The 22,681-nt window shown below is 69.3% G+C and carries 26 protein-coding genes; 7 read left to right on the top strand and 19 right to left on the bottom strand.

Annotated features, from left to right (window positions below):
* Window positions 1–49: 49 nt before the first annotated feature.
* The 4 genes from KTR66_RS11905 to KTR66_RS11890 form a co-directional block, all read right to left on the bottom strand.
* The gene (locus KTR66_RS11905; RefSeq protein ID WP_213612822.1) at window positions 50–1,030 is read right to left on the bottom strand and encodes a tripartite tricarboxylate transporter substrate binding protein; all 981 of its coding nucleotides are present in this window, start codon (window positions 1,028–1,030) and stop codon (window positions 50–52) included.
* Entirely contained in the window at window positions 1,027–2,367 is a 1,341-nt protein-coding gene (locus KTR66_RS11900) for an LLM class flavin-dependent oxidoreductase (RefSeq protein WP_213612821.1), read from the bottom strand. The genes KTR66_RS11905 and KTR66_RS11900 overlap by 4 nt, the downstream gene beginning before the upstream one ends.
* Window positions 2,368–2,466: 99 nt before the next feature.
* On the bottom strand, window positions 2,467–3,348 hold the full coding sequence (fdhD, locus tag KTR66_RS11895) for a formate dehydrogenase accessory sulfurtransferase FdhD (protein ID WP_213612939.1): 882 nt from the start codon (window positions 3,346–3,348) through the stop codon (window positions 2,467–2,469).
* A gap of 17 nt (window positions 3,349–3,365) precedes the next feature.
* Entirely contained in the window at window positions 3,366–3,833 is a 468-nt protein-coding gene (locus KTR66_RS11890; RefSeq protein ID WP_213612820.1) for a hypothetical protein, read from the bottom strand.
* A gap of 88 nt (window positions 3,834–3,921) precedes the next feature.
* Here KTR66_RS11890 and KTR66_RS11885 point away from each other — a divergent pair, with 88 nt between their 5' ends.
* Both KTR66_RS11885 and KTR66_RS11880 read left to right on the top strand, forming a co-directional pair.
* Complete coding sequence (locus KTR66_RS11885) at window positions 3,922–5,463, top strand: acetolactate synthase large subunit (RefSeq protein ID WP_213612819.1); 1,542 nt, start codon at window positions 3,922–3,924, stop codon at window positions 5,461–5,463.
* A gap of 445 nt (window positions 5,464–5,908) precedes the next feature.
* Complete coding sequence (locus KTR66_RS11880; protein ID WP_213612818.1) at window positions 5,909–7,072, top strand: calcium-binding protein; 1,164 nt, start codon at window positions 5,909–5,911, stop codon at window positions 7,070–7,072.
* Window positions 7,073–7,149: 77 nt separating this feature from the next.
* Here the strand turns inward: KTR66_RS11880 and phoB are convergent, their stop codons facing one another.
* From phoB to KTR66_RS11845, 7 genes are all read right to left on the bottom strand, one after another.
* Window positions 7,150–7,866, bottom strand: a complete 717-nt coding sequence (phoB, locus tag KTR66_RS11875) for a phosphate regulon transcriptional regulator PhoB (RefSeq protein ID WP_213612817.1) — start codon at window positions 7,864–7,866, stop codon at window positions 7,150–7,152.
* A gap of 12 nt (window positions 7,867–7,878) precedes the next feature.
* Window positions 7,879–8,601: a phosphate signaling complex protein PhoU gene (phoU, locus tag KTR66_RS11870; RefSeq protein WP_213612816.1), complete on the bottom strand. Its 723-nt coding sequence runs from the start codon at window positions 8,599–8,601 to the stop codon at window positions 7,879–7,881.
* A gap of 11 nt (window positions 8,602–8,612) precedes the next feature.
* Window positions 8,613–9,404 carry a phosphate ABC transporter ATP-binding protein PstB gene (pstB, locus tag KTR66_RS11865; protein WP_249732073.1) on the bottom strand — a complete coding sequence of 264 codons (792 nt, stop codon included), beginning with the start codon at window positions 9,402–9,404 and terminating at the stop codon, window positions 8,613–8,615.
* 66 nt (window positions 9,405–9,470) lie between these two features.
* On the bottom strand, window positions 9,471–10,379 hold the full coding sequence (pstA, locus tag KTR66_RS11860) for a phosphate ABC transporter permease PstA (protein ID WP_213612814.1): 909 nt from the start codon (window positions 10,377–10,379) through the stop codon (window positions 9,471–9,473).
* 10 nt (window positions 10,380–10,389) lie between these two features.
* Window positions 10,390–11,355 (bottom strand): phosphate ABC transporter permease subunit PstC, encoded by a 966-nt coding sequence (gene pstC / locus KTR66_RS11855; RefSeq protein ID WP_213612813.1) that lies wholly within the window; start codon window positions 11,353–11,355, stop codon window positions 10,390–10,392.
* Window positions 11,356–11,415: 60 nt separating this feature from the next.
* On the bottom strand, window positions 11,416–12,459 hold the full coding sequence (gene pstS, locus KTR66_RS11850; protein ID WP_371819108.1) for a phosphate ABC transporter substrate-binding protein PstS: 1,044 nt from the start codon (window positions 12,457–12,459) through the stop codon (window positions 11,416–11,418).
* Between the two features lie 88 nt (window positions 12,460–12,547).
* A complete protein-coding gene (locus KTR66_RS11845; protein ID WP_213612811.1) occupies window positions 12,548–13,189 on the bottom strand; it encodes a DUF2336 domain-containing protein in 642 nt (213 codons plus the stop codon).
* Window positions 13,190–13,281: 92 nt separating this feature from the next.
* On the opposite strand from KTR66_RS11845, the gene KTR66_RS11840 reads away from it, so the two are divergent.
* From KTR66_RS11840 to KTR66_RS11825, 4 genes are read left to right on the top strand one after another with little or no spacing between them, the layout of a single operon-like run.
* Entirely contained in the window at window positions 13,282–13,578 is a 297-nt protein-coding gene (locus tag KTR66_RS11840; RefSeq protein ID WP_213612810.1) for an SH3-like domain-containing protein, read from the top strand.
* On the top strand, window positions 13,575–13,886 hold the full coding sequence (locus tag KTR66_RS11835; protein ID WP_371819107.1) for an SH3-like domain-containing protein: 312 nt from the start codon (window positions 13,575–13,577) through the stop codon (window positions 13,884–13,886). The genes KTR66_RS11840 and KTR66_RS11835 overlap by 4 nt, the downstream gene beginning before the upstream one ends.
* A 2-nt stretch (window positions 13,887–13,888) precedes the next feature.
* Window positions 13,889–14,497 (top strand): nitrile hydratase subunit alpha, encoded by a 609-nt coding sequence (locus KTR66_RS11830; RefSeq protein ID WP_213612808.1) that lies wholly within the window; start codon window positions 13,889–13,891, stop codon window positions 14,495–14,497.
* A complete protein-coding gene (locus tag KTR66_RS11825) occupies window positions 14,494–15,810 on the top strand; it encodes an MFS transporter (protein ID WP_213612807.1) in 1,317 nt (438 codons plus the stop codon). The genes KTR66_RS11830 and KTR66_RS11825 overlap by 4 nt, the downstream gene beginning before the upstream one ends.
* Window positions 15,811–15,838: 28 nt before the next feature.
* On the opposite strand, the gene ureG is transcribed toward KTR66_RS11825, so the two are convergent.
* The 8 genes from ureG to KTR66_RS11785 all read right to left on the bottom strand — a co-directional run bounded on the left by ureG (window position 15,839) and on the right by KTR66_RS11785 (window position 21,740).
* The gene (gene ureG / locus KTR66_RS11820) at window positions 15,839–16,483 is read right to left on the bottom strand and encodes an urease accessory protein UreG (RefSeq protein ID WP_213612806.1); all 645 of its coding nucleotides are present in this window, start codon (window positions 16,481–16,483) and stop codon (window positions 15,839–15,841) included.
* Complete coding sequence (locus tag KTR66_RS11815; RefSeq protein WP_249732056.1) at window positions 16,480–17,283, bottom strand: urease accessory protein UreF; 804 nt, start codon at window positions 17,281–17,283, stop codon at window positions 16,480–16,482. Before KTR66_RS11815 ends, ureG begins: the two co-directional genes overlap by 4 nt.
* Entirely contained in the window at window positions 17,195–17,752 is a 558-nt protein-coding gene (locus tag KTR66_RS11810) for an urease accessory protein UreE (protein WP_213612805.1), read from the bottom strand. Before KTR66_RS11810 ends, KTR66_RS11815 begins: the two co-directional genes overlap by 89 nt.
* 11 nt (window positions 17,753–17,763) lie before the next feature.
* Complete coding sequence (gene ureC, locus KTR66_RS11805) at window positions 17,764–19,473, bottom strand: urease subunit alpha (protein WP_213612804.1); 1,710 nt, start codon at window positions 19,471–19,473, stop codon at window positions 17,764–17,766.
* Window positions 19,473–20,252 carry a hypothetical protein gene (locus tag KTR66_RS11800; RefSeq protein WP_213612803.1) on the bottom strand — a complete coding sequence of 260 codons (780 nt, stop codon included), beginning with the start codon at window positions 20,250–20,252 and terminating at the stop codon, window positions 19,473–19,475. Before KTR66_RS11800 ends, ureC begins: the two co-directional genes overlap by 1 nt.
* Entirely contained in the window at window positions 20,252–20,557 is a 306-nt protein-coding gene (locus tag KTR66_RS11795; RefSeq protein ID WP_213612802.1) for an urease subunit beta, read from the bottom strand. Before KTR66_RS11795 ends, KTR66_RS11800 begins: the two co-directional genes overlap by 1 nt.
* A 64-nt stretch (window positions 20,558–20,621) precedes the next feature.
* The gene (locus KTR66_RS11790) at window positions 20,622–20,924 is read right to left on the bottom strand and encodes an urease subunit gamma (RefSeq protein ID WP_213612801.1); all 303 of its coding nucleotides are present in this window, start codon (window positions 20,922–20,924) and stop codon (window positions 20,622–20,624) included.
* A 24-nt stretch (window positions 20,925–20,948) separates the two neighbouring features.
* The gene (locus KTR66_RS11785; RefSeq protein ID WP_213612800.1) at window positions 20,949–21,740 is read right to left on the bottom strand and encodes an urease accessory protein UreD; all 792 of its coding nucleotides are present in this window, start codon (window positions 21,738–21,740) and stop codon (window positions 20,949–20,951) included.
* Between the two features lie 49 nt (window positions 21,741–21,789).
* Here KTR66_RS11785 and KTR66_RS11780 point away from each other — a divergent pair, with 49 nt between their 5' ends.
* On the top strand, window positions 21,790–22,626 hold the full coding sequence (locus KTR66_RS11780) for a peptidase (RefSeq protein ID WP_213612799.1): 837 nt from the start codon (window positions 21,790–21,792) through the stop codon (window positions 22,624–22,626).
* Window positions 22,627–22,681 lie beyond the last annotated feature (55 nt).

Genomic DNA, 22,681 nt, shown 5'->3' with positions numbered 1-22,681 from the left:
CAATTGCCGGGGTCTGGGGCCTTTCGGCCCCAGCTGCCGGAGGCCCCGCTTACCCTTCCACCCTGACATTCGCGTCCCGCGCCACCTGCGCCCATCGCGCCACTTCCGAGGCCACGAAGGCGGTGTACTGCGCCGAGGACATGCGCCCTTCCGGCTGCATCGCCATGCCGCGCAGCAGCTCCTGCGCCTCGGCCGTGGCGAGCCAGGCGGCCAGGCTGGCGTTGAGGCGGGTCACCAACGCGGGTGGCATGCCGGCCGGGCCGGAGAAGCCGTACCAGGCGCTGGCGACCATCTGCGGGAAGCCCTGTTCGGCCCAGGTCGGCGCATCGGGGAAGGCGGCCATGCGCTGGGGGGCCGCCACGGCGAGGCAGCGGATGCGGCCTGCCTGCATCGGCCCGCTGTGGGAGGAGGGGTTGTCCGAGACCAGCTCCAGCTGCCCGGCCAGCATGTCGAGCTGCGCCGGGGCTGAGCCTCGGTAGGAGACATGCTGCACCGGGATGCCCAGCGTGCGGCCGGCGAGTTCGCCCGTCAGGTGGCCGAGGCTGCCGATGCCGGGCGAGCCGAAATTCACCGGCGTGCCGCGTGCGCGGGCGGAGGCGACGAGGCCGGCAAGGTCCCGATAGGGGGCATTGCCGCTGGTCAGCAGCACCATGGGAGCGGTGCCGACGAGCCCGATATGGGTGAAGTCGTTCATCGGGTGATAGGGCAGGTCCGGGTAGAGGCCCGGGGCCACGCCGTGGGCCGCGCTGCTGGTGACGAGCAGCGTATAGCCATCGCCGGGCGAGCGGCCGACATGCGCGGTGCCGATGCGCCCGCCCGCGCCGCTGCGCGCATCCGTCACGAAGGGCTGGCCGTATTCGCGCTCCATGTGCCGGCCCATCGAGCGGGCGATGGCATCCAGCGCGCCGCCGGCGGCGAAGGCGATGACGAGGCGCACCGGGCGGTTGGGCCAGCCATCCACCGTCTGCGCGGTGGCCAGCGCCGGGAGCGCCAAGGGGCTGGCGAGCAGCGAGCGGCGGGGGAAGGTCATGCTGGGGTCTCCTGGGCGGGGTGGCGGGGGCGCGGCAGGCCGAGATGCTCGCGCAGCGTCGTGCCCGTGTAGTCCTGGCGGCAGAGGCCGCGGCGCTGGAGTTCGGGCACGACCTTGTCCACGAAATCCTGCAGGCCGCGCGGCATGACCGGGAAGGTCACCATGAAGCCGTCGCAGGCGCCGGCTTCCATCCATTCCTGCATGAGATCGGCGATCTGGCTGGGCGAGCCGCACAGCGTCGCCTTGCTGCGGTTGTAGCGCATGGCGACCTGGCGAAGGGTCAGGCCCTCGCGGATCAGGCCGGCGATCTCGGCGAAATAGGCCTGGTGGTGGTTGCTGGCGGCGGGGATGCGGTGCTCGGGCACCGGCTCGTCCAGCGGCAGGTCGCTGAGGTCGGTCTCGAGATCCTGGCCTAGGCGCATGACGCCGACGGCGGGGTGCAGCAGCTCCTGGTATTCGCGGTTGAGCGCCTCCGCTTCCTCGGCGGTGTCGCCGACGATGACGGTGATGCCGCCCAGGATCTTCAGGGTCTCCGGCGCGCGGCCGTATTTCGCCATGCGGCCCTTGAGGTCCTGGTAGAAGGCCACGGCGCTCTTGATGGTGGCCGAGGTGCCGAAGACCACCTCCGCCGTGGCGGCGGCGAGCTCTTTGCCGGTGTCCGATGCGCCGGCCTGGATGATGACGGGATGGCCCTGCGGCGCGGGGGCGATGTTCAGCCCGCCATGGACGCGGAAATGCTTGCCCTCATGCTGGACCAGGTGGAACTTCGCGGGGTCGAAGGTGAGCTTTTCCGTCGTGTCATAGACGAAGGCATCCGGCTCCCAGCTGTTCCAGAGCTTCTTCACGACCTCCACGAATTCGCCAGCGCGCTCGTAGCGCTCGCCATGGGGCGCCAGCTTGGCATGGCCGAAATTGCGCGCGGCGTAGTCATTGGCCGAGGTGACGACGTTCCAGGCCGCGCGCCCCTGCGAGATGTGATCGAGCGAGGCGAAGAAGCGCGCCACATTGTAGGGCTCGCTGAAGCTGGTGGAGACGGTGGCGCCGAGGCCGATGCGCTTCGTGGCGCCGGCGACGGCGGAGAGCAGGGTCAGCGGCTCCAGCTGGTTCATGAAGACGGGCGCGTGGCTCCAGATGCGCATGTCGTCGGTGCGCACGGTGGGCGTGTCGGCGATGAAGAAGAGGTCGAACTTCCCGGCTTCCGCGATCTGCGCGATGCGCTGCCACCAGGCGATGTCGGTGCCCGCATCGGGCTGCGCGCCGGGGGCGAGCCAGGCGGCGAGGTGATTGCCATTGGGCTGGACGAGGGTGGCGAGGGCCATCTGGCGGGGCGCGGTCATCAGGCGATGATGCGCCGCTCAACCCCGAAGAAAAGGGGTTTTGGCCCGCATGGACATTTTTTGACCGGACGACTTGCCGGTTTGTTGGGCGGCGGCGTCCTATTCTGCTTCCGCCGCGTTCTTGCGCCAGTGTTTCGCGCTCTCCTCCTCGACGTAGCGAAGATCGGCGTCGAAGACCATGCGGCCCTCGCCCGCCAGCACGGTGAAGCGCTTGCCCTTGCAGCGGCCGATCAGCGTCAGGTTCGCCTCGCGCGCCAGCTCCACGCCCCAGGCGGTGAAGCCGGAGCGGGAGAGCAGGATGGGGATGCCCATGCGGACGGTCTTGATCACCATCTCGGACGTCAGGCGGCCGGTGGTGTAGAAGATCTTGTCGGCGCCCGGGATGCCGTTCCGGAACATCCAGCCCGCGATCTTGTCCACCGCGTTGTGGCGGCCGACATCTTCCATGTAGCAGAGCGGCTGGTCGGCCAGGGCCAGCGCGCAGCCATGGATGGCGCCGGCCTCGAGATAGAGCGAGGGAATGGTGTTGATCCGGTGCAGCAGGCGATAGAGGTCGCTGGTGCGGAGCTTCACCTCGGTGGAGAGGCTCACGCTGGCGAAGCCCTCCATCAGGTCGCCGAAGGCGGTGCCCTGGGCGCAGCCGGAGGTGAGCGTCTTCTTCTTCAGCTTCTCCTCGAAGTTCGTGCGCGCCTCGGTGCGGACGACGACGACGCCCAGGTCGTCATCGTAATCCACGCCGGTCAGGCGATCTTCCGCGCGGAGCATGCCCTGGTTCAGCAGGTAGCCGACCGCGAGATCCTCCGGGCGGTCGAGGATCGTCATCATCGTCACGATCTCCTGCCCGTTCAGGTAGAGCGTGAGCGGGCGTTCCATGGTGACGCTGGTCTCCACCTCGGCGCCGGTGTGGTCGAGGCCGGTGACGCGGCGGGTCAGGCGGGGGTCGGCGGGGTCCGGGCGGACCTGGAGGTCGGGCGTGTCCATGCCCGCCATATGGCGGTTCAGCCGCGCACCGCGAAGGGGCGCAGGAAGAAGACCGTGCCGAAGCCGAAGCTCGCATTGAGGATGGCGGCGCGGATCAGGGCGGGTTCATTGGCGCTGTTGAGCACGGGCAGGCCGATCAGCGCGGGCAGGCCGGTGGTCTCGGCGGCGGTGATGGCGATGCCGCCGAAGAGGAGGCCGAGCGGCAGGTCGAAATTGCCGACGCGGGTGATGCGCACCAGCACTGCGATGATGATGCCCCAGACCCCGCCCCAGAGGCCCAGCAGGGCCAGCATGGGGATGCCATAGGGCGACACGGGGCGGAAATCGAAGGCCATGGGGAAGCGCCCGATGGCATCGGTGACCATGGGGATCTTATGGGCGTGGTGGTGCAGCACGTGGAGGAAGGCCTGGTGGAAGGCCATCATGGCCAGCGCGCCCACGATGAAGCCGATGAACCAGATCTTGCTGCCCGTGGACTTCGACATCGCGACCCCCGTCTTGCCCGGAAGCCATCTGTGGCCCAGGCTGCCCTGCGGGTCCAGCCTGCCATTTTGACACTTGGGGAGAATTTGCGTGAACGGTGCCGAAAGCCTTGTCCACAGCCTGCTGAAGAGCGGCGTGGAGGTCTGCTTCTCCAACCCTGGCACCAGCGAGATGCATTTCGTGGCCGCATTGGACCGCATCCCCGGCATGCGCTGCGTGCTCGGCCTGCAGGAGAATGTCGTGACCGGCGCCGCGGATGGCTATTGGCGCATGACGGGCAAGCCCGCGGTCACGCTGCTGCATTGCGGCCCGGGCCTCGCGAACGGGTTGTCCAACCTGCACAACGCCCGGCGTGCGCGCTCGGGCATCGTGAATTGCGTGGGTGACCAGGCGACCTATCACCGCCCCTATGACGCGCCGCTGACGGCCGATACCGAGGGCTTCGCGCGCGGCGTCTCGCAATGGGTGCGCACCAGCACCAAGGCCGCCGATGTGGGCGCCGATGCCGCGACGGCGGTGCAGGCCGCCCGCACCTCGCCCGGGCAGATCGCCACCATGATCCTGCCCTCCGACACCTGCTGGGATGAGGGCGGCGTGGTGGCGGATGCGCTGCCGGTGCCGGCCGTGCCGCAGGCCGAGATGCACGCCATCCGCAATGCCGCGCGCGTGCTGCGCGAGAAGAAGAACGTGCTGGTGCTGCTGGGCGGCACCATGGGCACGAGCGAGGCGGCGCAGATCGAGGCCAACCGGATCGCGGCCGCGACCGGCGCGCATCTGCTGGCCGAGACCTCCAACGCGAAGTTCCAGCGCGGCCGCGGCCGCCTGCAGCTCGAGCGCGTGCCCTATCCGGCGGACCAGGCCATCGCGCGGCTGAAGGATTACGAGCAGATCATCCTGGTCGGGTCCAAGGCGCCGATCGGCTTCTTCGCCTATCCGAACATGCCTTCCAAGCATTACCCGGAGGGCGCCGGCATCACCGTGCTGACGCGCCCGGAGCAGGATGCCGTGGCGGCGCTGCGCGCGCTCGCCGATGAGCTGAGCGCGCCGAAGGTCGCGATGCCTGATCCGGGCCCGCGCCCCGAGGCGGTGCGCGGCGGACCGACGCCCGAGGGCCTGGCGCGCACGGTCGCCGCACTCATGCCGGAAGGGGCGATCATCGTGGATGAGGCGGTGAGCTATGGCCGCGGCTTCTTCCCGCACACCCATGCGGCGCCCGCGCATGACTGGCTGCAGATCACGGGCGGCGCCATCGGCTGCGGCGTGCCGCTGGCGACGGGTGCGGCGATCGGTGGCGGCGGGCGGCGCGTGATCGCGCTGCAGGCGGATGGCTCGGCCATGTACACGGTGCAGGGCCTCTGGACCCAGGCGCGCGAGAAGCTGCCGGTGACGACGATCATCCTCTCCAACCGCAAGTACCAGATCCTGATCGGCGAGTATCACAATGTGGGCGCCAATCCGGGCCCGACGGCGATGAACATGCTGGATCTGGGCAATCCGGATATCGGCTGGGTCAAGCTCGCTGAATCCATGGGGGTGGAGGCCGCGCAGGCCACCACGCTGGACCAGGTGGCGGACCTGATGGCGCAGAGCTTCGCCCGGCCCGGGCCCTTCCTGATCGAACTGGTGATCTGACGCGACGGCATGCCCCCCGATCCCGGGGGGCATGGCACGAGGCCGCGCATGACCCGGGTCATGCGCGGCTTTTTTTGTGGGCTCGGCGCGGCCGAGCGTGCTCCACGGCCCCAAAAAATTACTGAAAATTAATCCATAACGCTTCCGTGCAATCTGCATCATAATCTGAAAGAGGTGCGTCCAGAACGCGCGAAGAGTCCATGCCGTGGGGCAAGGACAGAAAACTGATACCACTTTATGCGACCGAGCATCAAAACAGGCATACGGCGCTATTATTGATCTGACTTGAGCCAAAAAAAATACATGTGAGAAAAACGCAACCCAGGCGGGAGCAAGTGTTGGCTCACTCTCTGATTGGTTGGTTTCGCATTGTCGTCGCAGGCATCTATTTCTGTGATCTGCCCCCTATCCCCCCCCCCGACGGGAAAACGAAAAGGTCATTGTCATGAGCGGCACGTTTACCGGCACCAACTTGGCTGATCGCATCATTGCGACCGGCCGTCCCTTGAGTGTGGTTACCTATAACCTCCTCGATGGACATGACTATTTCGAGGGCCGCTCCCTGGCCGAGCGGGTGGACGGCGGCGAGGGCAATGACACCCTTTTCGGCTTCGGCGGCAATGACACGCTGATCGGTGGCGTCGGCCGGGACTACCTGGATGGTGGTGATGGCGACGACGTCCTTCGCGGTGGTGAGGATGCGGACACGCTGCTTGGCGGCGCAGGCAATGACCGTCTCGAAGCCGGTACCGGCGACAATCAGGTCTTCGGCGGCGCCGGGGGTGACACGATCATCGCGCTCGGCGGCAATGACTACATCACCGGTGACGCGGGCGACGACTCCATCAATGCCGGGGACGGCGCGAACCAGGTTTATGGCGGCTTCGGCCTCGACACCATCAACGCCGGCAGCGGCAATGACTATATTTCAGGCGGCGATGCGAACGACTCGATCAATGCCGGCGATGGTGTGAACCAGGTCTTCGGCGGCACCGGTGCCGACACCATCTCCACCGGATCGGGCAATGACTACGTGGATGGCGGCTCTGGTGATGACCGCATCACGGTCGGCGCCGGCTTCAACCAGGTCATCGCCGGCGAGGGCGCGGATTCCGTGACCGGCGGCGGCGATGTCGACTACCTCCAGGGCGACTCCGGCAATGACACCATGTACGGCATGGGCGGTGCGGACAGCCTCATCGGCGGCGTCGGCAGCGACCTGCTCTATGGCGGCAATGGCACCGACTATGTGGATGGCGGCGACAACAACGACATCCTCTATGGCGATGGCGGCGCCGACACGATCCATGGCGGCCTGGGCAATGACAGCATCTATGGCGGCGCCGGCGCGGATCAGATGTTCGGCGGTGCTGGCGATGATCGCTTCTATCTGGCCCGTGGTCAGGTGGAGGGTGATGCCATCTTCGACTTCAACGCGAATGGCGCGGCGTCGGGCGGTGACCGGCTGGTTCTCACGGGCTACAGCCTCGGGGTGACCGTCGTGGGCCTCGGCAACGGCCAGTTCCAGATCCAGGAACTCGGTGGGTTCACCGAGACCTTCACGCTCGCCGGCGTGGCCAGCATCTTCGGCAATGACTGGATGGTCTGATCCGCCGCAGACGTCAGAGGGGGCGTGCCGGTCGCCGGCACGCCCCCTTTTTCATGCGCGCGCCGGGGCCGGCCGGCTCAGCCGCCGTCGGCGTCCAGCGCGTAGCCGGCCGAGCGGACGGTGCGGATCAGGTCCACCTCGCCTTCCTCGTTGATCGCCTTGCGCAGGCGGCGGATATGCACATCCACCGTGCGCAGCTCCACATGGATGTCGCGGCCCCAGACGGCGTCGAGCAGCTGCTCGCGCGTGAAGACGCGGCGCGGGTGGCTGAGGAAGAATTCCAGCAGCCGGTATTCGGTGGGGCCCAGATGCAGCGCGCGGCCATTGCGCGTGACGCGGTGCGCGTCCTGGTCCATCGCGAGGTCGGCATAGGTGATGCTGCCCTTGGCCGGCACGCTGGCGGAACGGCGCAGCAAAGCGCGGATGCGGGCGAGAAGCGCCTCCACCGCGAAGGGCTTGGCGATGTAGTCATCGGCGCCGGTGTCCAGCGCGCGGACCGCGTCCTGGTCCTCGGTGCGGGCGGTGACCATGATGACCGGCAGGTCGCGCGTGGCGGGGCGGCGGCGGATCTGGCGGCAGACCTCGATGCCGGACATGGCGGGCAGCATCCAGTCGAGCAGCACCAGGTCGGGCTTGGCTTCGGCGATACGGATCAGCGCCTCCTGCCCGTCGGTCGCTTCCTCGACATGGAAGCCCTGGCGCTCGAGGTTGTAGCGCAGCAGGGCGAGCAGGGCCGCTTCGTCCTCGACGACGAGGATGGTGGGCTTGGCCCCGCCATGGAAGCCTTCGGGCATGGCGCGCACTCCTTAAGCCGGGGGCTCGACGACCGCCGAGGTGGAGACATCCGCCTTGGGGCGCTCCTCGGTCAGCGGCGTGCCGAGCACGGCGAAATGCACGCGCTCGGCGATGTTGGTCGCGTGGTCGCCGATGCGCTCCATGTTCTTCGCGATGAAGAGCAGGTGCGTGGCGGCGGTGATGTTCCGCGGATCTTCCATCATGAAGGTCAGCATCTCGCGGAAGATGCCGTTGTAGATGCCGTCGATCGGCTCGTCATTCGCCCAGACGGCGTCGGCCTGGGCGTGGTCTTCCTCGACGAGGGCGTCGATCGCGCCCTTGAGGTTCTCCTGCACCAGCTCGGCCATGCGCTCGAAGCCGTTGAGGCTGCCCAGCAGCGGCTGCTGGGAGACGACGATGGCCCGCTTGGCGCCGTTGCGCGCATAGTCGCCGATGCGCTCCAGGTCCTGGCTGATCTTCATGCAGGCGATGATGAGGCGCAGGTCCTGCGCCATGGGCTGACGGAGCGCCAGGAGGCGGACGCAGAACTGCTCCACCTCGCGCTCCATGTCGTCCAGCAGCTTGTCGCGCGCCACCACCTCGGCGGCGAGCTTGTTGTCGCGGCGGATCAGGGCATCGGCGGCGTCGGCCACCTGGCGCTCGGCGAGGCCGCCCATGCGGGCGATCATCTCGCGCAGGCGCTTGAGGTCTTCCTCGTAGGATTTGACGATGTGCGAGGGGGAACCATTGGGCATCTGACTGCTCCTCAGCCGAACCGGCCGGTGATGTATTCCTGGGTCTTGCGCTGCTTGGGGGCGGTGAACATCTCGGCCGCCGGCGCCACCTCGATCAGCTCGCCCAGGTAGAAGAAGGCCACCTGGTCCGCGCAGCGCGCCGCCTGCTGCATGTTGTGCGTGACGATGGCGATGGTGAAGTCGCGCTTCAGCTCGTCGATCAGCTCCTCGATCTTCAGCGTGCTGATCGGGTCGAGCGCGGAGGTCGGCTCGTCGAAGAGGATCACCTCGGGCCGGACGGCGATGGTGCGCGCGATGCACAGGCGCTGCTGCTGGCCGCCGGAGAGGCCCATGGCGTTGGCCTGGAGCCGGTCCTTCACCTCGGTCCAGATGGCCGCGCGGGTCAGCGCCCATTCGACGCGCTGGTCCATCTCGGCCTTGGAGAGCTTCTCGTGCAGGCGCACGCCGAAGGCGATGTTCTCATAGATGGTCATCGGGAAGGGCGTGGGCTTCTGGAAGACCATGCCGACCTTGGAGCGCAGCTCGTTGATGTCCACGCTGGGATCGATCAGGTTCTGGCCATCCATCATCACCTCGCCCTCGGCGCGCTGGCCGGGATAGAGGCTGTACATGCGGTTCATCACGCGCAGCAGCGTGGACTTGCCGCAGCCCGAGGGGCCGATCATCCCGGTCACCTGGCGGTTCGGGAAGTTCAGGTTGATGCCCTTGAGCGCCTTGGGCAGCGTCGGGCCGTAGTAGAAATCGAGGTTGCGGATGCTGATGCGGTTGTCGGTGCTCAGCACCGCATCGGAGCGCACCTGCATGCCGCCGAAGCTGCCGGTGTTCTCGATATTCGTCTGGGTGTCGGAGTTCATGGCGATGCCCTCACTCTACTTGCGCTTGCGGAGCAGAACCCGCGCGATGATGTTGACGGCGAGAACGCCGAGGGTGACGAGCAGCGCGCCCGCCCAGGCGATGCTGATCAGGTCGGGGAAGCCGGAATTGGCTTGCTGGTAGATGGCGACCGGCAGGCTCGCCATGGCGGTCGAGAGATCCGTGCTCATCACATTGTTGCCGAAGCTGGTGAGCAGCAGCGGCGCCGTCTCGCCCGCGATGCGGGCGAAGGCGAGCAGGATGCCGGTGACGATGCCGGAGACGGCCGCGCGCCAGCAGACCAGGACCACCATTTTCCACTTGGGGGCACCGAGCGCCACCACCGCCTCACGCAGCGTGTTGGGGATGAGCTGCAGCATGTCTTCCGTCGTCCGCACCACGACGGGGATGACGATGACGGCCAGCGCCAGCGTGCCGGCGAAGCCCGAGAAGCCGCCCATCGGCAGCACGACGAGCTGGTAGATGAAGAGGCCGATCAGGATGGAGGGGGCGGAAAGCAGCACGTCCGAGACGAAGCGCACCGCCTCGCCCAGCTTCGAGCCACGCGCATATTCGGCGAGGTAGGTGCCGACCAGCAGGCCGATGGGCGTGCCGATCAGGGTCGCCAGGGTCGTCTGGATCAGCGTGCCGACGATGGCGTGCGAGAGGCCGCCGCGGGGGGCCGTGTCATCGCCATAGGTGGTGGGTTCGAAGGCCTTGGTCAGCACCGTCCAGTCCAGGGCGGCGAAGCCGCGCAGGAAGAGCGTGACGAGGATGGAGGCCAGGAAGATCAGCCCTATCACCGTGGCGGCGACGCAGGCGTATTGGATCGTCCGGTCCACCAGGCGGCGGCGGCGGCCGAGCGCGCGAGCGACCGACATGTTCTTGGCGGGTGCGCTGGCGGGATTGAAGGTCGTGGTGCTCATGGCGCGCTCCTCACTTCAGCCGCGAGCGCAGCAGCCAGCGCGAGGTGGCCAGCACGATGAAGGAGATGACGAAGAGGAGGAAACCTAGCGCCAGCAGCGAGGACTGCTTGAGGCTGCCCATCAGGCTCTCCGGGAATTCCATCGCGACCACCGAGGCGATGGTGGTGGAGGGATCGAAGATCGAGGTGAAGATGCGGTTGGCGTTGCCGATGACGAAGGTGACGGCCATGGTCTCGCCCAGCGCGCGGCCCAGGCCCAGCATGATGCCGCCCACGACGGAGACGCGGGTGTAGGGGATCACCACGCCGCGCATCACCTCCCAGCGCGTGGCCCCCAGGCCATAGGCGCTTTCCTTGTAGACCGGCGGGACCTGGAGGAAGACGTCGCGCATCGTGGCGGCGATGAAGGGCAGGATCATGATCGCCAGCACGATGGAGGCGGCGAAGACCGAGGTGCCGGCGAAGTTGTTGCTGTCGAAGATGGCGCCGATCACCGGCAGGGCGCTCAGCGCCTCGCCGAAGGGGAGCTGGATCCAGTTTTGGATGATCGGCACCAGGACGAAGAGGCCCCACATGCCGAAGATGATGGAGGGGATGGCGGCCAGCAGCTCGATGGCGGTGCCGACGGGCTGGCGCAGCCAGGGCGGCGCCAGCTCGGTCAGGTAGAAGGCGATGCCGAAGGCGGCGGGCACGGCGATGAGGATGGCGAGGATGGAGGTGACGATGGTGCCCAGCACCGGCACCAGCGCGCCGTAATTCTCGCGCCCCTCGACCGGCTGCCAGGCGGTGGACCAGAGGAATTGCAGGCCGAATTCCCGGAAGGCCGGCAGCCCGCCGATGAAGAGCGTCAGGATGATGGCGCCGAGCAGGGCGAGGACCAGCAGGCCGGCGCCGCGGCAGAGCCATTCGAAGAGCTTGTCCCCGAGCGCCCCGCTGGAGCCGCGCGGCTTGGCGAGGGGGGTGATGGATTGCGACACGCCGGAACCTCGTCCTTCAGCGGAAACAGGAAGGGGGCGGATGGCCGCCCCCTTGAGACGTCAGCTCCAGATAGCCGCACCGGCCGGGTCGCGCACCTGGCCCCAGCTGGTGCGGATGGCGGTGTGCACCGCTTCGGGGAGCGCGATATATTCCAGGCGGCGGGCGGCGTCGGCGCCGTTCCGGAAGGCCCAGTCGAAGAAGCGCATGGTGTTGCGGCTGCCCGCCACGCGCTCCGCCACCGGGTTGGTCGGCAGCAGGATGAAGGTGGGCGAGACGATGGGCCAGACATCGGCGCCCGGCAGGTCCACCATGTCGGCCGCGAAGCCGGGGCGGTTCCAGTCGGCCGCGGCGGCAGCGGCCTGGAAGCTCGGCATGGCGGGCACGATGAAGTTGCCGGCCTTGTTGCGGATCTGCGTGGTGATCAGGCGGTTCACGGTGGCATAGGCGTTCTCGGTATAGCCGATGGCGCCCGGCGTGTTGCGCACGGCGTTGGAGACGCCCTCATTGCCGCGCGCGCCGTTGCCGACCGGCCATTGCACGCTGGTCGCGGCCCCCGGGCCATTCTTCCAGGCCTCGGACACGCGGGAGAGATAGGTGGTGAAGACGAAGGTGGTGCCGGAGGCATCCGCGCGATAGGCGGGCGAGACGGGCAGGTTCGGCATCCGGATGTCGCGGTTCAGCTCGACCAGGCGGGGGTCGTTCCAGCGGGTGATGCGGCCCAGGAAGATGTCGGTGATCACCTCGGGCGAGAGCTTCAGCGCGTTGTCGGCCACGCCGGGCAGGTTCACGATGAGAACGACCGAGCCCATCACCGTCGGGAACTGGATCAGGTTGCGCTCGCGCAGCTGGGCCTCGGAGAGGGGCGCGTCGGTCGCGCCGAAATCCACGGTGCGGTTGGTGATCTGATTGATGCCGCCGCCCGAGCCGATGGACTGGTAGTTGAGGGTCACGCCCACGCCCTCGCGGGCGGCCTGGCCCCAGCGCTCATAGACGGGGCGGGGGAAGGTGGCGCCGGCACCGGTGATGGTGGCCTGCTGCGCGAAGCCCGTGCGGGGCAGCAGCGGCAGAAGGGCGGGCAGGGCCAGGAGGGAGCGTCGGTTCACAAGAGTCTCCGTTTTGATCGGGCATCCGCGGGGCTCGGCCCGCGTCTCAGCGGGCGGAGGGGTAGGCGGCCGGGGAGACGCTGGTGTTTCAGATTTGTGAAGCTTCGATGACACCGACCTTTGGCGCGATTGGTCCATGCCCCCGCATGTCCGGCAGGCGCGCCGTGGGGTTGCGACGGAGCGCGGCCATGGCCACCGGATCACCGCTGCGCAGGATGGCTGCCGCCACAGCTTCCGGGACGTTCAGCCGCCGCGCGACGGATTGCCGGGCCTCCGCCCCGGGTGGCGCCTGGACGAGGGCGATCAGGTCATCCTCGGTCAGCACGCGCGAGAGGCGGATCAGTGGTTCGCTCACGCTGGGTTCGGCGTCGCGTGCGAGGGCGAGGACCAGGTCATGCGGGGCGTCGTGCAGGTCGGCCAGGGTATCGGCCACCGCGTGGCGCACCTGGGGCGATCCGTCGCCCGCGAGTTGCCGCAGCCGGCTCCAGTCCATCCGGGCCAGCTCCGCCGCGTGCCAGGCGAGCTTGCGGGCGAGCCGTGCGCGGATCTCGGCCACCGGGTCGCGCGCCAGCAGGGCATCGGCGAGGGCGGGCGCATGCGGGTTGGCGGCGACGGCGAGCCGCACCGGGGCGGCCTCATCCGCCGCCAGCAACAGCAGGGGCGCATCGGGGCGGGTGGCCAGCGCCAGGCGCTCGGGCAGCGCGCCGGCGGAGGGGAAGCGGGGCGTCATGGCCGGAATATGCCGGGGCAGGCTTACGAACCGGTGAAGACGGCGCGCCGAGCCGGTTGCGAGGGCGTGGCAGGCAGGCTTAGGCTGGGGACATGGACACGCCCGCACCCGCGCCGGCCCAGCACGACCTGGGCGGCAATCCCCGCTTCCGCTGCACCCCCGTCGAGCCCGATGCCGACGGCCCGCCCGATGATTTCGGCAAGCGCGTGGACGCGCTCCGCGTGGTGCTGCGCGAGAAGGGCCTGCTGACCACCGATGAGCAGCGCCTGAACATCGAAAGCCTGCCCGAGGCCGAGTATTTCGGCCTGACCTATTACGAGAAATGGCTGCGGGCGATCGCCGCCGTCATGCTCGCCAAGGGCGCGGTGAGCTGGGAGGAACTGCAGTGAGCACCGGCGTGGGTGACATCGCGGCCGCCCGCTTCAAGGCCGGGCAGCGCGTGCGGGTGAAGGATGCGCGGCCGGAGCGCATCGCGCGGCTGCACCTGCGCACGCCGCATTATGTGCGCGGCCGCCTGGGCACGGTGACGCGGGCGCTGGGCACCTTCCCCAACCCCGAGGACATCGCCTTCAACCGCCCGGCCGAGCCGCGCGTGCTGTACCATGTGCTGTTCGACCAGCCGCCCGTCTGGAACGAGGGCGAGCCCGGCGACACGCTGCTGATCGAATTGTTCGAACACTGGCTGGAGGAGGCGTAATCATGGCCGGCTACGAAGCACGCCCGGAAAGCGTCGCCCTCCTGGAAAAGCTGGTCGCCGCGCTGAAGTCGCGCGGGATCGTGACCGAGGAGGAGATTGCGCTGCGCCGGACCATCGCCGAGCGCGCGAATCCCGAGACCGGCGCCCGCATGGTGGCCCGCGCCTGGATCGACCCGGAGTGGCGCGCATTCCTGCTGCGCGACGGCACGGCCGCGGCCGAGGCCATGGGCGTCTCGATGAAGGGCAACCCGCCGCTCGGCGTGCTGGAAGACACGGAGAGCGTGCATCACCTGGTCGTCTGCACGCTCTGCTCCTGCTACCCGCGCGCGGTGATCGGCTATCCGCCGCATTGGTACAAATCGGCCGCCTATCGCTCGCGCGCCGTGCGTGAACCCCGCGCGGTGCTGGCCGAATTCGGCACGGTGCTGCCGGCCGGCATCCAGGTGCGCGTGGTGGACAGCACGGCGGATTTCCGCTGGATGGTGCTGCCGATGCGGCCGCCCGGCACCGAGGGCTGGAGCGAGGATGAGCTGACCGCCATCGTCTCGCGCGACCATCTGGTCGGCGTATCGCTGCCGCAGGCCGCGCGGAAGGTCTCGCACGCGGCGTGAACGCCGAGGCGGACGGCCTTCCCGAACCCAGACGCACCCGCGCCGCCGCCTGCATCGCGGCGGGGATCGCGCTCACCGTGCTCGATGCCGCGATGGTCAATATCGCGCTGCCCTCGGCGGCGCGGGACCTCGGGCTGACGCCGGCGGAATCGGTCTGGGTGGTGAATGCCTACCAGATCACCGTCGTCGGCACGCTCATCCCCTTCGCGGCGCTGGGCGAGATTGCGGGGTTCAAGCGCGTCTGGAATGCCGGGCTGGCGCTGTTTCTCCTGGCCGCGCTGTGCTCCGCGCTGGCGCCGAGCTTCGAGGCGCTGCTGGCCGCGCGCATCGCGCAGGGGCTGGGCGGCGCGGCGGTGATGAGCCTGATGTCGGGGCTGGTGCGCCACACCTATCCCATCGCGCAGCTGGGCCGCGCCATCGGCTTCAACGCCATGGTGGTGGCGCTGTGCTCGGCGACCGGCCCTTCGCTGGGAGCGGCCGTGCTGGCGGTGGCGAATTGGCCGGCGGTGTTCCTGGTGCACCTTCCCGTGGGATTGGCCGCGCTGATCTTCGGCGCGCGCGTGCTGCCCGACGTGCCGCCCCAGGCGCGCGCCTTCGACCTCGGCGCGGCGGCGATGAACGTGGCCGCCTTCGGGCTGGTCTTCCTCGGGCTCGATCTCATCCTGCATTGGCCGGTGCCGGGCTTCGTCGCGCTGGCGCTGGGCATCTTCACCGGCGCGCTGCTGATCCGTCGGGAGATGGCGCGCGCCGTGCCGCTGCTGCCGCTGGACCTCTTGCGCATCCGTACGGTGCGGCTGGCGATCGCCGCCTCCATCTGCATGTTCGCGGCGCATATGGTGACGGTCATTTCCATGCCCTTCCACCTCTCGGCGGCGGGATTCACGCCGGTGCAGATCGGGCTGATCATCACGCCCTATCCGATCGCGGTCGGGTTGCTGGCGCCCATCGCCGGACGCTTCGCGGATCGCACGGCCTCGGCCCTGCCCGTCGCGGCGGGTGGCGGCGTGCTGGCGCTGGCCTTGATCCTGCTGGGGAGCATTCCGGCCAGCCTCTGGGTCTGCGGCGCGCTGCTGCTGGCGGGGGTGGGCTTCGGCTGCTTCCAGGCGCCGAACAACCGCGCGATCCTCTCCAGCGCGCCGCGCCACCGCGCGGGCAGCGCGGGTGGCATGCAGGCCACGGCGCGCGTGCTGGGGCAAAGCCTGGGGGCGACGACGGCGGCCGCCTGCTTCACCCTGGCGGGGCCGTGGATGGGGTTTTACTGCGGGGCGGTGCTGGCGGTCCTGGCGGGCGTGCTGAGCCTGGCCAGACGATAAGCAAAAAGGGCCTCCGGCGGCTGGGGCCTCAGGCCCCAGACCCCACCAGTTGGCGGGATTCGCGCGTGGCCAGCCCGCCCTGCTCCAGGATGAAATCCGCGATCTCGGCCACACCCTTGTCGATCTTCAGATTGCTGAAGATGAAGGGCCGCTGCCCGCGCATGCGGCGCGCGTCGCGATCCATCACGGAGAGGTCGGCGCCGACCAGCGGGGCGAGGTCGATCTTGTTGATCACCAGGATGTCGGAGCGCGTGATGCCGGGGCCGCCCTTGCGCGGGATCTTGTCGCCCGCGCTCACATCGATGACGTAGATGGTGAGGTCCGCCAGCTCGGGACTGAAGGTCGCGGCCAGGTTGTCGCCGCCGCTCTCGATGAAGAGCACTTCGAGATTCGGGAAGCGCGCGGACATGTCATCCACCGCGGCGAGGTTGATCGAGGCATCCTCGCGGATCGCGGTGTGGGGGCAGCCGCCGGTCTCGACACCCATGATGCGGTCGGCGTCGAGCGCGCCGGCGCGCGTCAGGAATTCGGCGTCTTCCTTGGTGTAGATGTCATTGGTGATGGCGGCGATGTCGTGCGTCTGGCGCAGCAGGCGGCAGAGGCGCTCGACCAGCGCCGTCTTGCCCGAACCGACAGGGCCGCCGACGCCGACGCGGAAGGGTCCATTGCTCATGATCTGAAGAGCCTCGTGTATTGGGTTTCGTGACGCATGGAGAGCATGTCGAGCAGCGGGGACGCCGTGCCGAGTTCGTCCAGCGGGGTGATGAGCGCCGCATCGGCGCATTCGGAGATGATGGGGAGAAGCGCGGCGGTCGCGATCTGCCCGTCGGTCTGGCCGAGCGGGATGAGGCGCACGCCGGCCGAGACGAGATTGGCGCAGAAGCCCTGCAGGAAGGCGAAGAGGGCGGGGCGGAGCGGCATGCCGGCCATGCCGGCGGCGGCGCCGAAGGCGACGGCGTGGGAGAGGCGGCCGCGATGCCGCTGGGCGAAGGTGGCGAAGCGTGCGTCGGGCCAGCAGGTGACGGTGACGCTGGCGAAGCTGCCGCCCTGCTGGGTGGATTCCAGCGCGGTCTCGGCCGTGCCGCGCCAGGCGAAGGCGAGTTCGGCGATCTCGTCGAGGGCCGCATCACTCTGGGCCGGCGATTCACGCCCTTCGCCAAGAAGCTCAGGGCGATCGCGGCCAGCGGCGCGATGGGCCTGCGCGAAGAGCACCGCATCCACCCGCCCCGCACCCTGGCGCAGCACGGCGGCGATATAGGCGACGAGATCGGCCTGGCGCTTCAGCCGGCCTTCCTCCACCGCCATCTCGATGCCGTGGCTGTAGCTGAAGCCGCCCACCGGATAGGCGGGCGAGGTCCAGGCCATCAGGCGGAAAAGGTCTGCGTCAGTCACCGGGATGGTGGTGGTGCCCGTTGTCATCATGGTGGTGATGGTGGTGACCATCGCCGTGGTGGTGGTGGTGGCCGTGGTCATGGCCATGATGGTGCTGGTGCGAGGAGCGGTTGTGCTCGCCATAGGCGCCGCCCTCGGGGTTGAAGGGGGCGCGCACCTTCTGGAGATGGGCGCCGAGGCCGCGCAGCATCTGCTCGATGACATGGTCCTCGCGGATCAGGATGCGGTGTTCCTGCAGTTCGGCCGGGAGGTGCCGGTTGCCGAGATGCCAAGCGAGGCGGATCATCTCGGCCGCGTTGTGCGCGCGGATTTCCACCAGCGGCTCCTCCGCGGCGCGGACCAGGATGACGCGGCCATCATCGAGGATCAGGCCATCGCCCTCGCGCAGCACCTGGGCTTCCGCGAGGTCGAGCACGAAGGGGATGCCGCCCGCCGTCTCATAGCGCTTGCGCCGGCGGTAGCGGTCATCGAAATCGAGGCGCACCTCGGCATCGGCGGTGAAGCTGCCGGGGGGTGCGACGCGCGTCGCGCGGGGGAGGATGTCGTGCATCGGGTGTTCTCTCAGAACAGGAAGTAGCGCTGCGCCATGGGCAGCACCTTCGCGGGCTCGCAGATCAGCAATTCGCCATCGGCGCGCACCTCGTAGGTTTCGGCATCCACCTCCATCACGGGGGTGGCGTCGTTCAGCACCATGCTCTTCTTCGAGATGCCGCCGCGCGTGTTGGCGACGGGCAGCAGCGGGCGCGTGAGGCCGAGGGATTTCGCCAGGCCGCCATCCAGCGCGGCCTGCGAGGTGAAGGTCACGCTGGTGAAGAGCGCGGCGCGGCCATAGGCGCCGAACATGGGGCGGTAATGCACCGGCTGCGGCGTGGGGATGGAGGCGTTGGGGTCGCCCATCGGCGCCATGGCGATGGTGCCGCATTTCAGCACCATCTCCGGCTTCACGCCGAAAAAGGCCGGGTTCCAGAGCACGAGGTCCGCGAGCTTGCCGACCTCGACGCTGCCGACATGCGCGGCGATGCCCTGCGCGATGGCGGGGTTGATCGTGTATTTCGCGATGTAGCGCCGCGCGCGGAGATTGTCGTTCTCGCCCGTCGCGCCGGGCAGGCGGCCGCGCTGGACCTTCATCTTGTGGGCGGTCTGCCAGGTGCGGATGATCACCTCGCCCACGCGGCCCATGGCCTGGCTGTCGCTCGACATCATGGAGATGGCGCCGAGGTCGTGCAGGATGTCCTCCGCCGCGATGGTCTCGCGCCGGATGCGGCTTTCGGCAAAGGCCACGTCCTCCGCGATGCGCGGATCGAGGTGATGGCAGACCATGAGCATGTCGAGATGCTCATCCACCGTGTTCACCGTATAGGGCATGGTGGGGTTGGTGGAGCTGGGCAGCACGTTCCTCTCGCCCAGCAGCTTCAGGATATCCGGCGCATGGCCGCCGCCCGCGCCTTCCACGTGGAACGCATGGATGGTGCGGCCCTCGAAGGCGGCGATGGTGTCGGCGACGAAGCCGCTCTCGTTCAGCGTGTCGGTGTGGATGGCGACCTGCACGTCATACTTGTCGGCGACGGCGAGGCAGTTGCGGATGGCCGCCGGCGTGGTGCCCCAATCCTCATGCAGCTTCATGCCGGCCGCGCCGGCGCGGATCATCTCCTCCAGGCCCTCGGGGCGGGCGGCATTGCCCTTGCCGAGGAAGCCGAGATTCATCGGGAAGCCCTCGGCCGCCTGAATCATGCGGGCCAAATGCCAAGGCCCGGGCGTGCAGGTGGTGGCGAGCGTGCCATGGGCGGGGCCGGTGCCGCCGCCGAACATGGTGGTGACGCCGGAGGCCAGCGCCTCCTCGATCTGCTGCGGGCAGATGAAATGAATATGCGCGTCAATGCCGCCGGCGGTGAGGATCTTGCCCTCGCCCGCGATGATCTCCGTGCCCGGGCCGATCACGATGTCCACGCCGGGCTGCGTGTCCGGATTGCCGGCCTTGCCGATGGCATGGATGCGCCCGTCGCGCAGCGCCACATCGGCCTTCACCACGCCCCAATGGTCGAGGATGAGGGCATTGGTGATGACGGTGTCGGCGGCACCCTGTTCGCGCGTGACCTGGGATTGCCCCATGCCGTCGCGGATCACCTTGCCGCCGCCGAACTTCACCTCCTCGCCATAGGTGGTGAGGTCACGCTCGACCTCGATGAAGAGCTCGGTATCGGCCAGGCGCACGCGGTCGCCCACCGTGGGGCCATACATGCCGGCATAGGCGTTGCGGGTGAGGCGGGCCATCAGCGGTTCCTCAGCGCGGCGAGGCGATCGCGCGCGGTGCCGAGCCATTGCCGGGGCCTGCTGGTGTCGATCGCCGCGACGCGTTCGTTGAGCTTCCGGCGGAGATCGGCCACGGGCAGGCGCTCGCCGAGCTTGCGGACGGCTTCGACGGCGGCGGGCGGCGGCGCCAGCCAGGCGGGCCGGGTGAGCCGGGAGGGAGCAAGGTCGCGGATCACCAGCGGCGCGCGCCCGCCGATGAAGCGGGCCGAGGCCGGCACGATCCCGAGGCGGACGAGGATGCCGCGCGGCAAGGCGGGCCCGGGGCCACGGGGCGCAGGTCCTGGGACGATGAAGAGGCCGCGCTGCGCCGGGACGGCCGGGCCGAGGCCGAGTGCCGCGCGGAAGCGGTTGGGCGTGACGCCGCGTGGATGCAGGCCGAAGGCGGCCAGCCACCCGTCCGGCGCCGCATTGTGCAGCGGCGAGGGCTTCAGCCCCGGCGCCACCAGCAGGCCGCGCGGCGTGCGCAGGTCAATGCCCACCGGGCGCGGCCCGAAGCCGGAGATGAGGCCGAGCGGCTTGCCGCGATCCGCCGGATGCGGCTGCAGGCCGAGGGCGATCAGCAGGCTGCGCTTCACTTCGCGCGGCGGCGCGGCACCGAGGCCGGGTGCCGTGAGCAGCCCCTTGGGCGTGGGGCGCGCGGGCGCGGTGGCGGGCAGGCCGAGCAGCCTGGAGACGATGCGCGGGACATCCCCGATGCCCGGGCGATGGGACAGGCCCAGTCGTGTCATCACGTCCTGCATCAGAGCTTTCCTTCAATGTCGCCGCGGAAGCCATGCACCACGCGGCCGCCGCGCAGCGGCACGAGGCGGATGGTGCGGGACTGGCCTGGCTCGAAGCGCACGGCGGTGCCGGCGGCGATGTCGAGGCGCTTGCCGCGCGCGGCGGCGCGGTCGAATTGCAGCGCGGGGTTGGTCTCGAAGAAGTGGTAGTGGCTGCCGACCTGGATCGGCCGGTCGCCGGTGTTCGCCACCTCCAGCTCGGTGACCTCCTGGCCGGCGTTCAGCTCGATCTCGCCGGGCGCGCAGATCACTTCACCTGGGATCATCGAAGTGCCTCCCTGGTCCGGTCCCGAAGCGCCGCTGCGGCGCGGAGGGTGAATCGGCCCAGCATCAACGGATGGGGTTGTGGACGGTGACGAGCTTGGTGCCGTCGGGGAAGGTGGCTTCCACCTGGATGTCGTGGATCATCTCGGCGACGCCTTCCATCACCTGGGCGCGCGTGATGACCTCGCCGCCGGCGGCCATGAGGTCGGCCACGGAACGGCCGTCGCGCGCGCCTTCCACGACGAAATCGGTGATCAGCGCGATGGCCTCGGGGTGGTTGAGCTTCACGCCGCGCTCCAGCCTGCGGCGCGCCACCTGGGCGGCCATGGCGATGAGGAGCTTGTCTTTTTCGCGAGGGGTCAGGTGCATTGCAGCATCATGGAACGGCTTGGCTCAGCACGTCCACAATCTTGGAAGAACGGGCGGCAGGCCGAGGGCCGCCGCGCGCAGTGCCGGGATGGCGGCCGCCATGGCGCCACGCACCGCACCGGCCGTGCCGAGGAAACGCAGCAGCAGGAGCCCGGGGCGGACGAGTGAGGCCGCGCCATCGGTGAGGTCGCGCGCCAGTTCCCGGTGGCGGGCGGCGTCTTCCGCCAGCAGCAGGATCATGCCCAGGGAATCCGCGCCATCCAGGCCGAATGGGGCATCGCGCCGCGCGGCGTCGAGGCGCATGGCGTCGGCCCAGATCAGCCGCTCGCCCTGGGAGAGGCGCCAGCGGTCGTGCAGGGCGCCGTGGTGCCAGACCTCGCCGCGGGCGATGCGGCCCAAGACCACGGCCTCGGCGGCGAGCAGCGTGCCGCCGGGGGCGACGCGGGCGTCCATGGCGCGCGTCAGGACCGCGCCGTCGAAGAGGATGGCCTCCTGCGGGAGGAATTCCAGGACGGCGCCCTCGGCGACCTCGATGCGCGTGGTGATGGCCGACGCGTCGCCCAGGCTGCGATAGATCTTCTCGGCGGCCGGCGTCGTGATCTGGGCGCGCGCGCCGGGCAGGAGCGTGATGCCCGAGGTGATGGAATCCCCGCCCGCGAGCCCGCCCGCGACATTCACGAAGGCCGCCTCCAGCGCCGCCCCCGGCTCGGGCGTCGGGAAGAGGATGCGCAGCGGCGAGGCCTGGGCCAGGCGGACAAGGCCGTGCGCCGCCACGTCGAGGGATGCGGCGCCGATCGCTCTTTGGTGTCGAATCATGTGGCGTGAAGCTTGGCCGCCACGCCGCGCGCATGGCAAGCTTCACCGCATGGAACTCTTCGTCACGCTCGGCGCGCAGCGCTACCGGATCCAACGCCCCTGGGGCGCCGTGCCGGACGGCGCGGGCCGCGTAAGCGACGTGACGGTGGATGCGGCGGGGCTGATCTACGTGCTGCTGCGCGCCGACCCCTATGTGGACCCGGCGATCCACACCGTCATCGTGCTCGACGCCGAGGGGCGGCGCCTGGATTCCTGGGGGGAGCGCGTGGCGGATGGGCACATGCTCTGCGCGGCACCCGATGGCAGCGTGCATGTGGTGGACCGCGACGCACATGAGATCATCCGCTTCGATGCGGAGGGTGAGCGCCTGGGCGCGCTGGGCCGCCGGCATGGGCCGTGCGAGCCCTTCAACAGCCCCTGCGACATCTGCTTCGCGCCGGACGGCACCGCCTTCGTGGCGGATGGCTATGCGGCGTCGCGCATCCATCGCTTCAAGCCGGACGGCACGCCCGATGGCGGCTGGGGCGAGCCCGGCCGCGGCCCCGGCCAGTTCTGCACGCCGCACGCCGTCTGGATGAACGCCTTTGGCGAGATCGCGGTGGCGGACCGCGACAACAGCCGCGTGCAGATCTTCACGCCCGACGGCACCTTCCTGCGCGACATCACCGACGTGCATAAGCCCATGGATATCGGCTCGGATTCCGAGGGGAACTGGTGGGTGACGGACCAGGTGCCGCGGCTTTCCGTCTTCTCCCGCACGGGCGCCCTGGTGGGGCGCGCGCGGGCGGTGCTGAACGGGGCGCATGGCATCGCGCTGCATCCGGATGGCAGCGTGCTGCTGGCCGAGATCAATCCCTCGCGCCTCACGCGCCTCCAGCCGGTCTGATCTGCCCTGCGCTGAGCGCGGTTTCCCCGCGCCGCCGCCTGCGCTACACGAACCC

The organism is Roseococcus sp. SDR (assembly GCF_019083995.1).
In the GTDB taxonomy this organism is placed as follows: Bacteria; Pseudomonadota; Alphaproteobacteria; order Acetobacterales; family Acetobacteraceae; genus Roseococcus.
This window is presented reverse-complemented; position numbering and strand designations above follow the sequence as displayed.

What these genes read in the sequence shown, in the direction of transcription:
- KTR66_RS11780 (WP_213612799.1), top strand. Translation starts at nt 21,790, where the DNA reads ATGGAACTCTTCGTCACGCTCGGCGCGCAGCGCTACCGGATCCAACGC.
- fdhD (WP_213612939.1), bottom strand. Translation starts at nt 3,348, where the DNA reads ATGGACACGCCCGACCTCCAGGTCCGCCCGGACCCCGCCGACCCCCGC.
- KTR66_RS11890 (WP_213612820.1), bottom strand. Translation starts at nt 3,833, where the DNA reads ATGTCGAAGTCCACGGGCAGCAAGATCTGGTTCATCGGCTTCATCGTG.
- KTR66_RS11830 (WP_213612808.1), top strand. Translation starts at nt 13,889, where the DNA reads ATGGCCGGCTACGAAGCACGCCCGGAAAGCGTCGCCCTCCTGGAAAAG.
- pstB (WP_249732073.1), bottom strand. Translation starts at nt 9,404, where the DNA reads ATGCAGGTGCGCTCCGATGCGGTGCTGAGCACCGACAACCGCATCAGC.
- KTR66_RS11815 (WP_249732056.1), bottom strand. Translation starts at nt 17,283, where the DNA reads ATGACCACGGCCACCACCACCACCACGGCGATGGTCACCACCATCACC.
- KTR66_RS11840 (WP_213612810.1), top strand. Translation starts at nt 13,282, where the DNA reads ATGGACACGCCCGCACCCGCGCCGGCCCAGCACGACCTGGGCGGCAAT.
- KTR66_RS11790 (WP_213612801.1), bottom strand. Translation starts at nt 20,924, where the DNA reads ATGCACCTGACCCCTCGCGAAAAAGACAAGCTCCTCATCGCCATGGCC.
- ureC (WP_213612804.1), bottom strand. Translation starts at nt 19,473, where the DNA reads ATGGCCCGCCTCACCCGCAACGCCTATGCCGGCATGTATGGCCCCACG.
- KTR66_RS11905 (WP_213612822.1), bottom strand. Translation starts at nt 1,030, where the DNA reads ATGACCTTCCCCCGCCGCTCGCTGCTCGCCAGCCCCTTGGCGCTCCCG.
- pstA (WP_213612814.1), bottom strand. Translation starts at nt 10,379, where the DNA reads ATGAGCACCACGACCTTCAATCCCGCCAGCGCACCCGCCAAGAACATG.
- KTR66_RS11810 (WP_213612805.1), bottom strand. Translation starts at nt 17,752, where the DNA reads ATGCACGACATCCTCCCCCGCGCGACGCGCGTCGCACCCCCCGGCAGC.
- KTR66_RS11785 (WP_213612800.1), bottom strand. Translation starts at nt 21,740, where the DNA reads ATGATTCGACACCAAAGAGCGATCGGCGCCGCATCCCTCGACGTGGCG.
- KTR66_RS11880 (WP_213612818.1), top strand. Translation starts at nt 5,909, where the DNA reads ATGAGCGGCACGTTTACCGGCACCAACTTGGCTGATCGCATCATTGCG.
- phoB (WP_213612817.1), bottom strand. Translation starts at nt 7,866, where the DNA reads ATGCCCGAAGGCTTCCATGGCGGGGCCAAGCCCACCATCCTCGTCGTC.
- KTR66_RS11800 (WP_213612803.1), bottom strand. Translation starts at nt 20,252, where the DNA reads ATGCAGGACGTGATGACACGACTGGGCCTGTCCCATCGCCCGGGCATC.
- KTR66_RS11900 (WP_213612821.1), bottom strand. Translation starts at nt 2,367, where the DNA reads ATGACCGCGCCCCGCCAGATGGCCCTCGCCACCCTCGTCCAGCCCAAT.
- KTR66_RS11795 (WP_213612802.1), bottom strand. Translation starts at nt 20,557, where the DNA reads ATGATCCCAGGTGAAGTGATCTGCGCGCCCGGCGAGATCGAGCTGAAC.
- KTR66_RS11845 (WP_213612811.1), bottom strand. Translation starts at nt 13,189, where the DNA reads ATGACGCCCCGCTTCCCCTCCGCCGGCGCGCTGCCCGAGCGCCTGGCG.
- ureG (WP_213612806.1), bottom strand. Translation starts at nt 16,483, where the DNA reads ATGAGCAATGGACCCTTCCGCGTCGGCGTCGGCGGCCCTGTCGGTTCG.
- phoU (WP_213612816.1), bottom strand. Translation starts at nt 8,601, where the DNA reads ATGCCCAATGGTTCCCCCTCGCACATCGTCAAATCCTACGAGGAAGAC.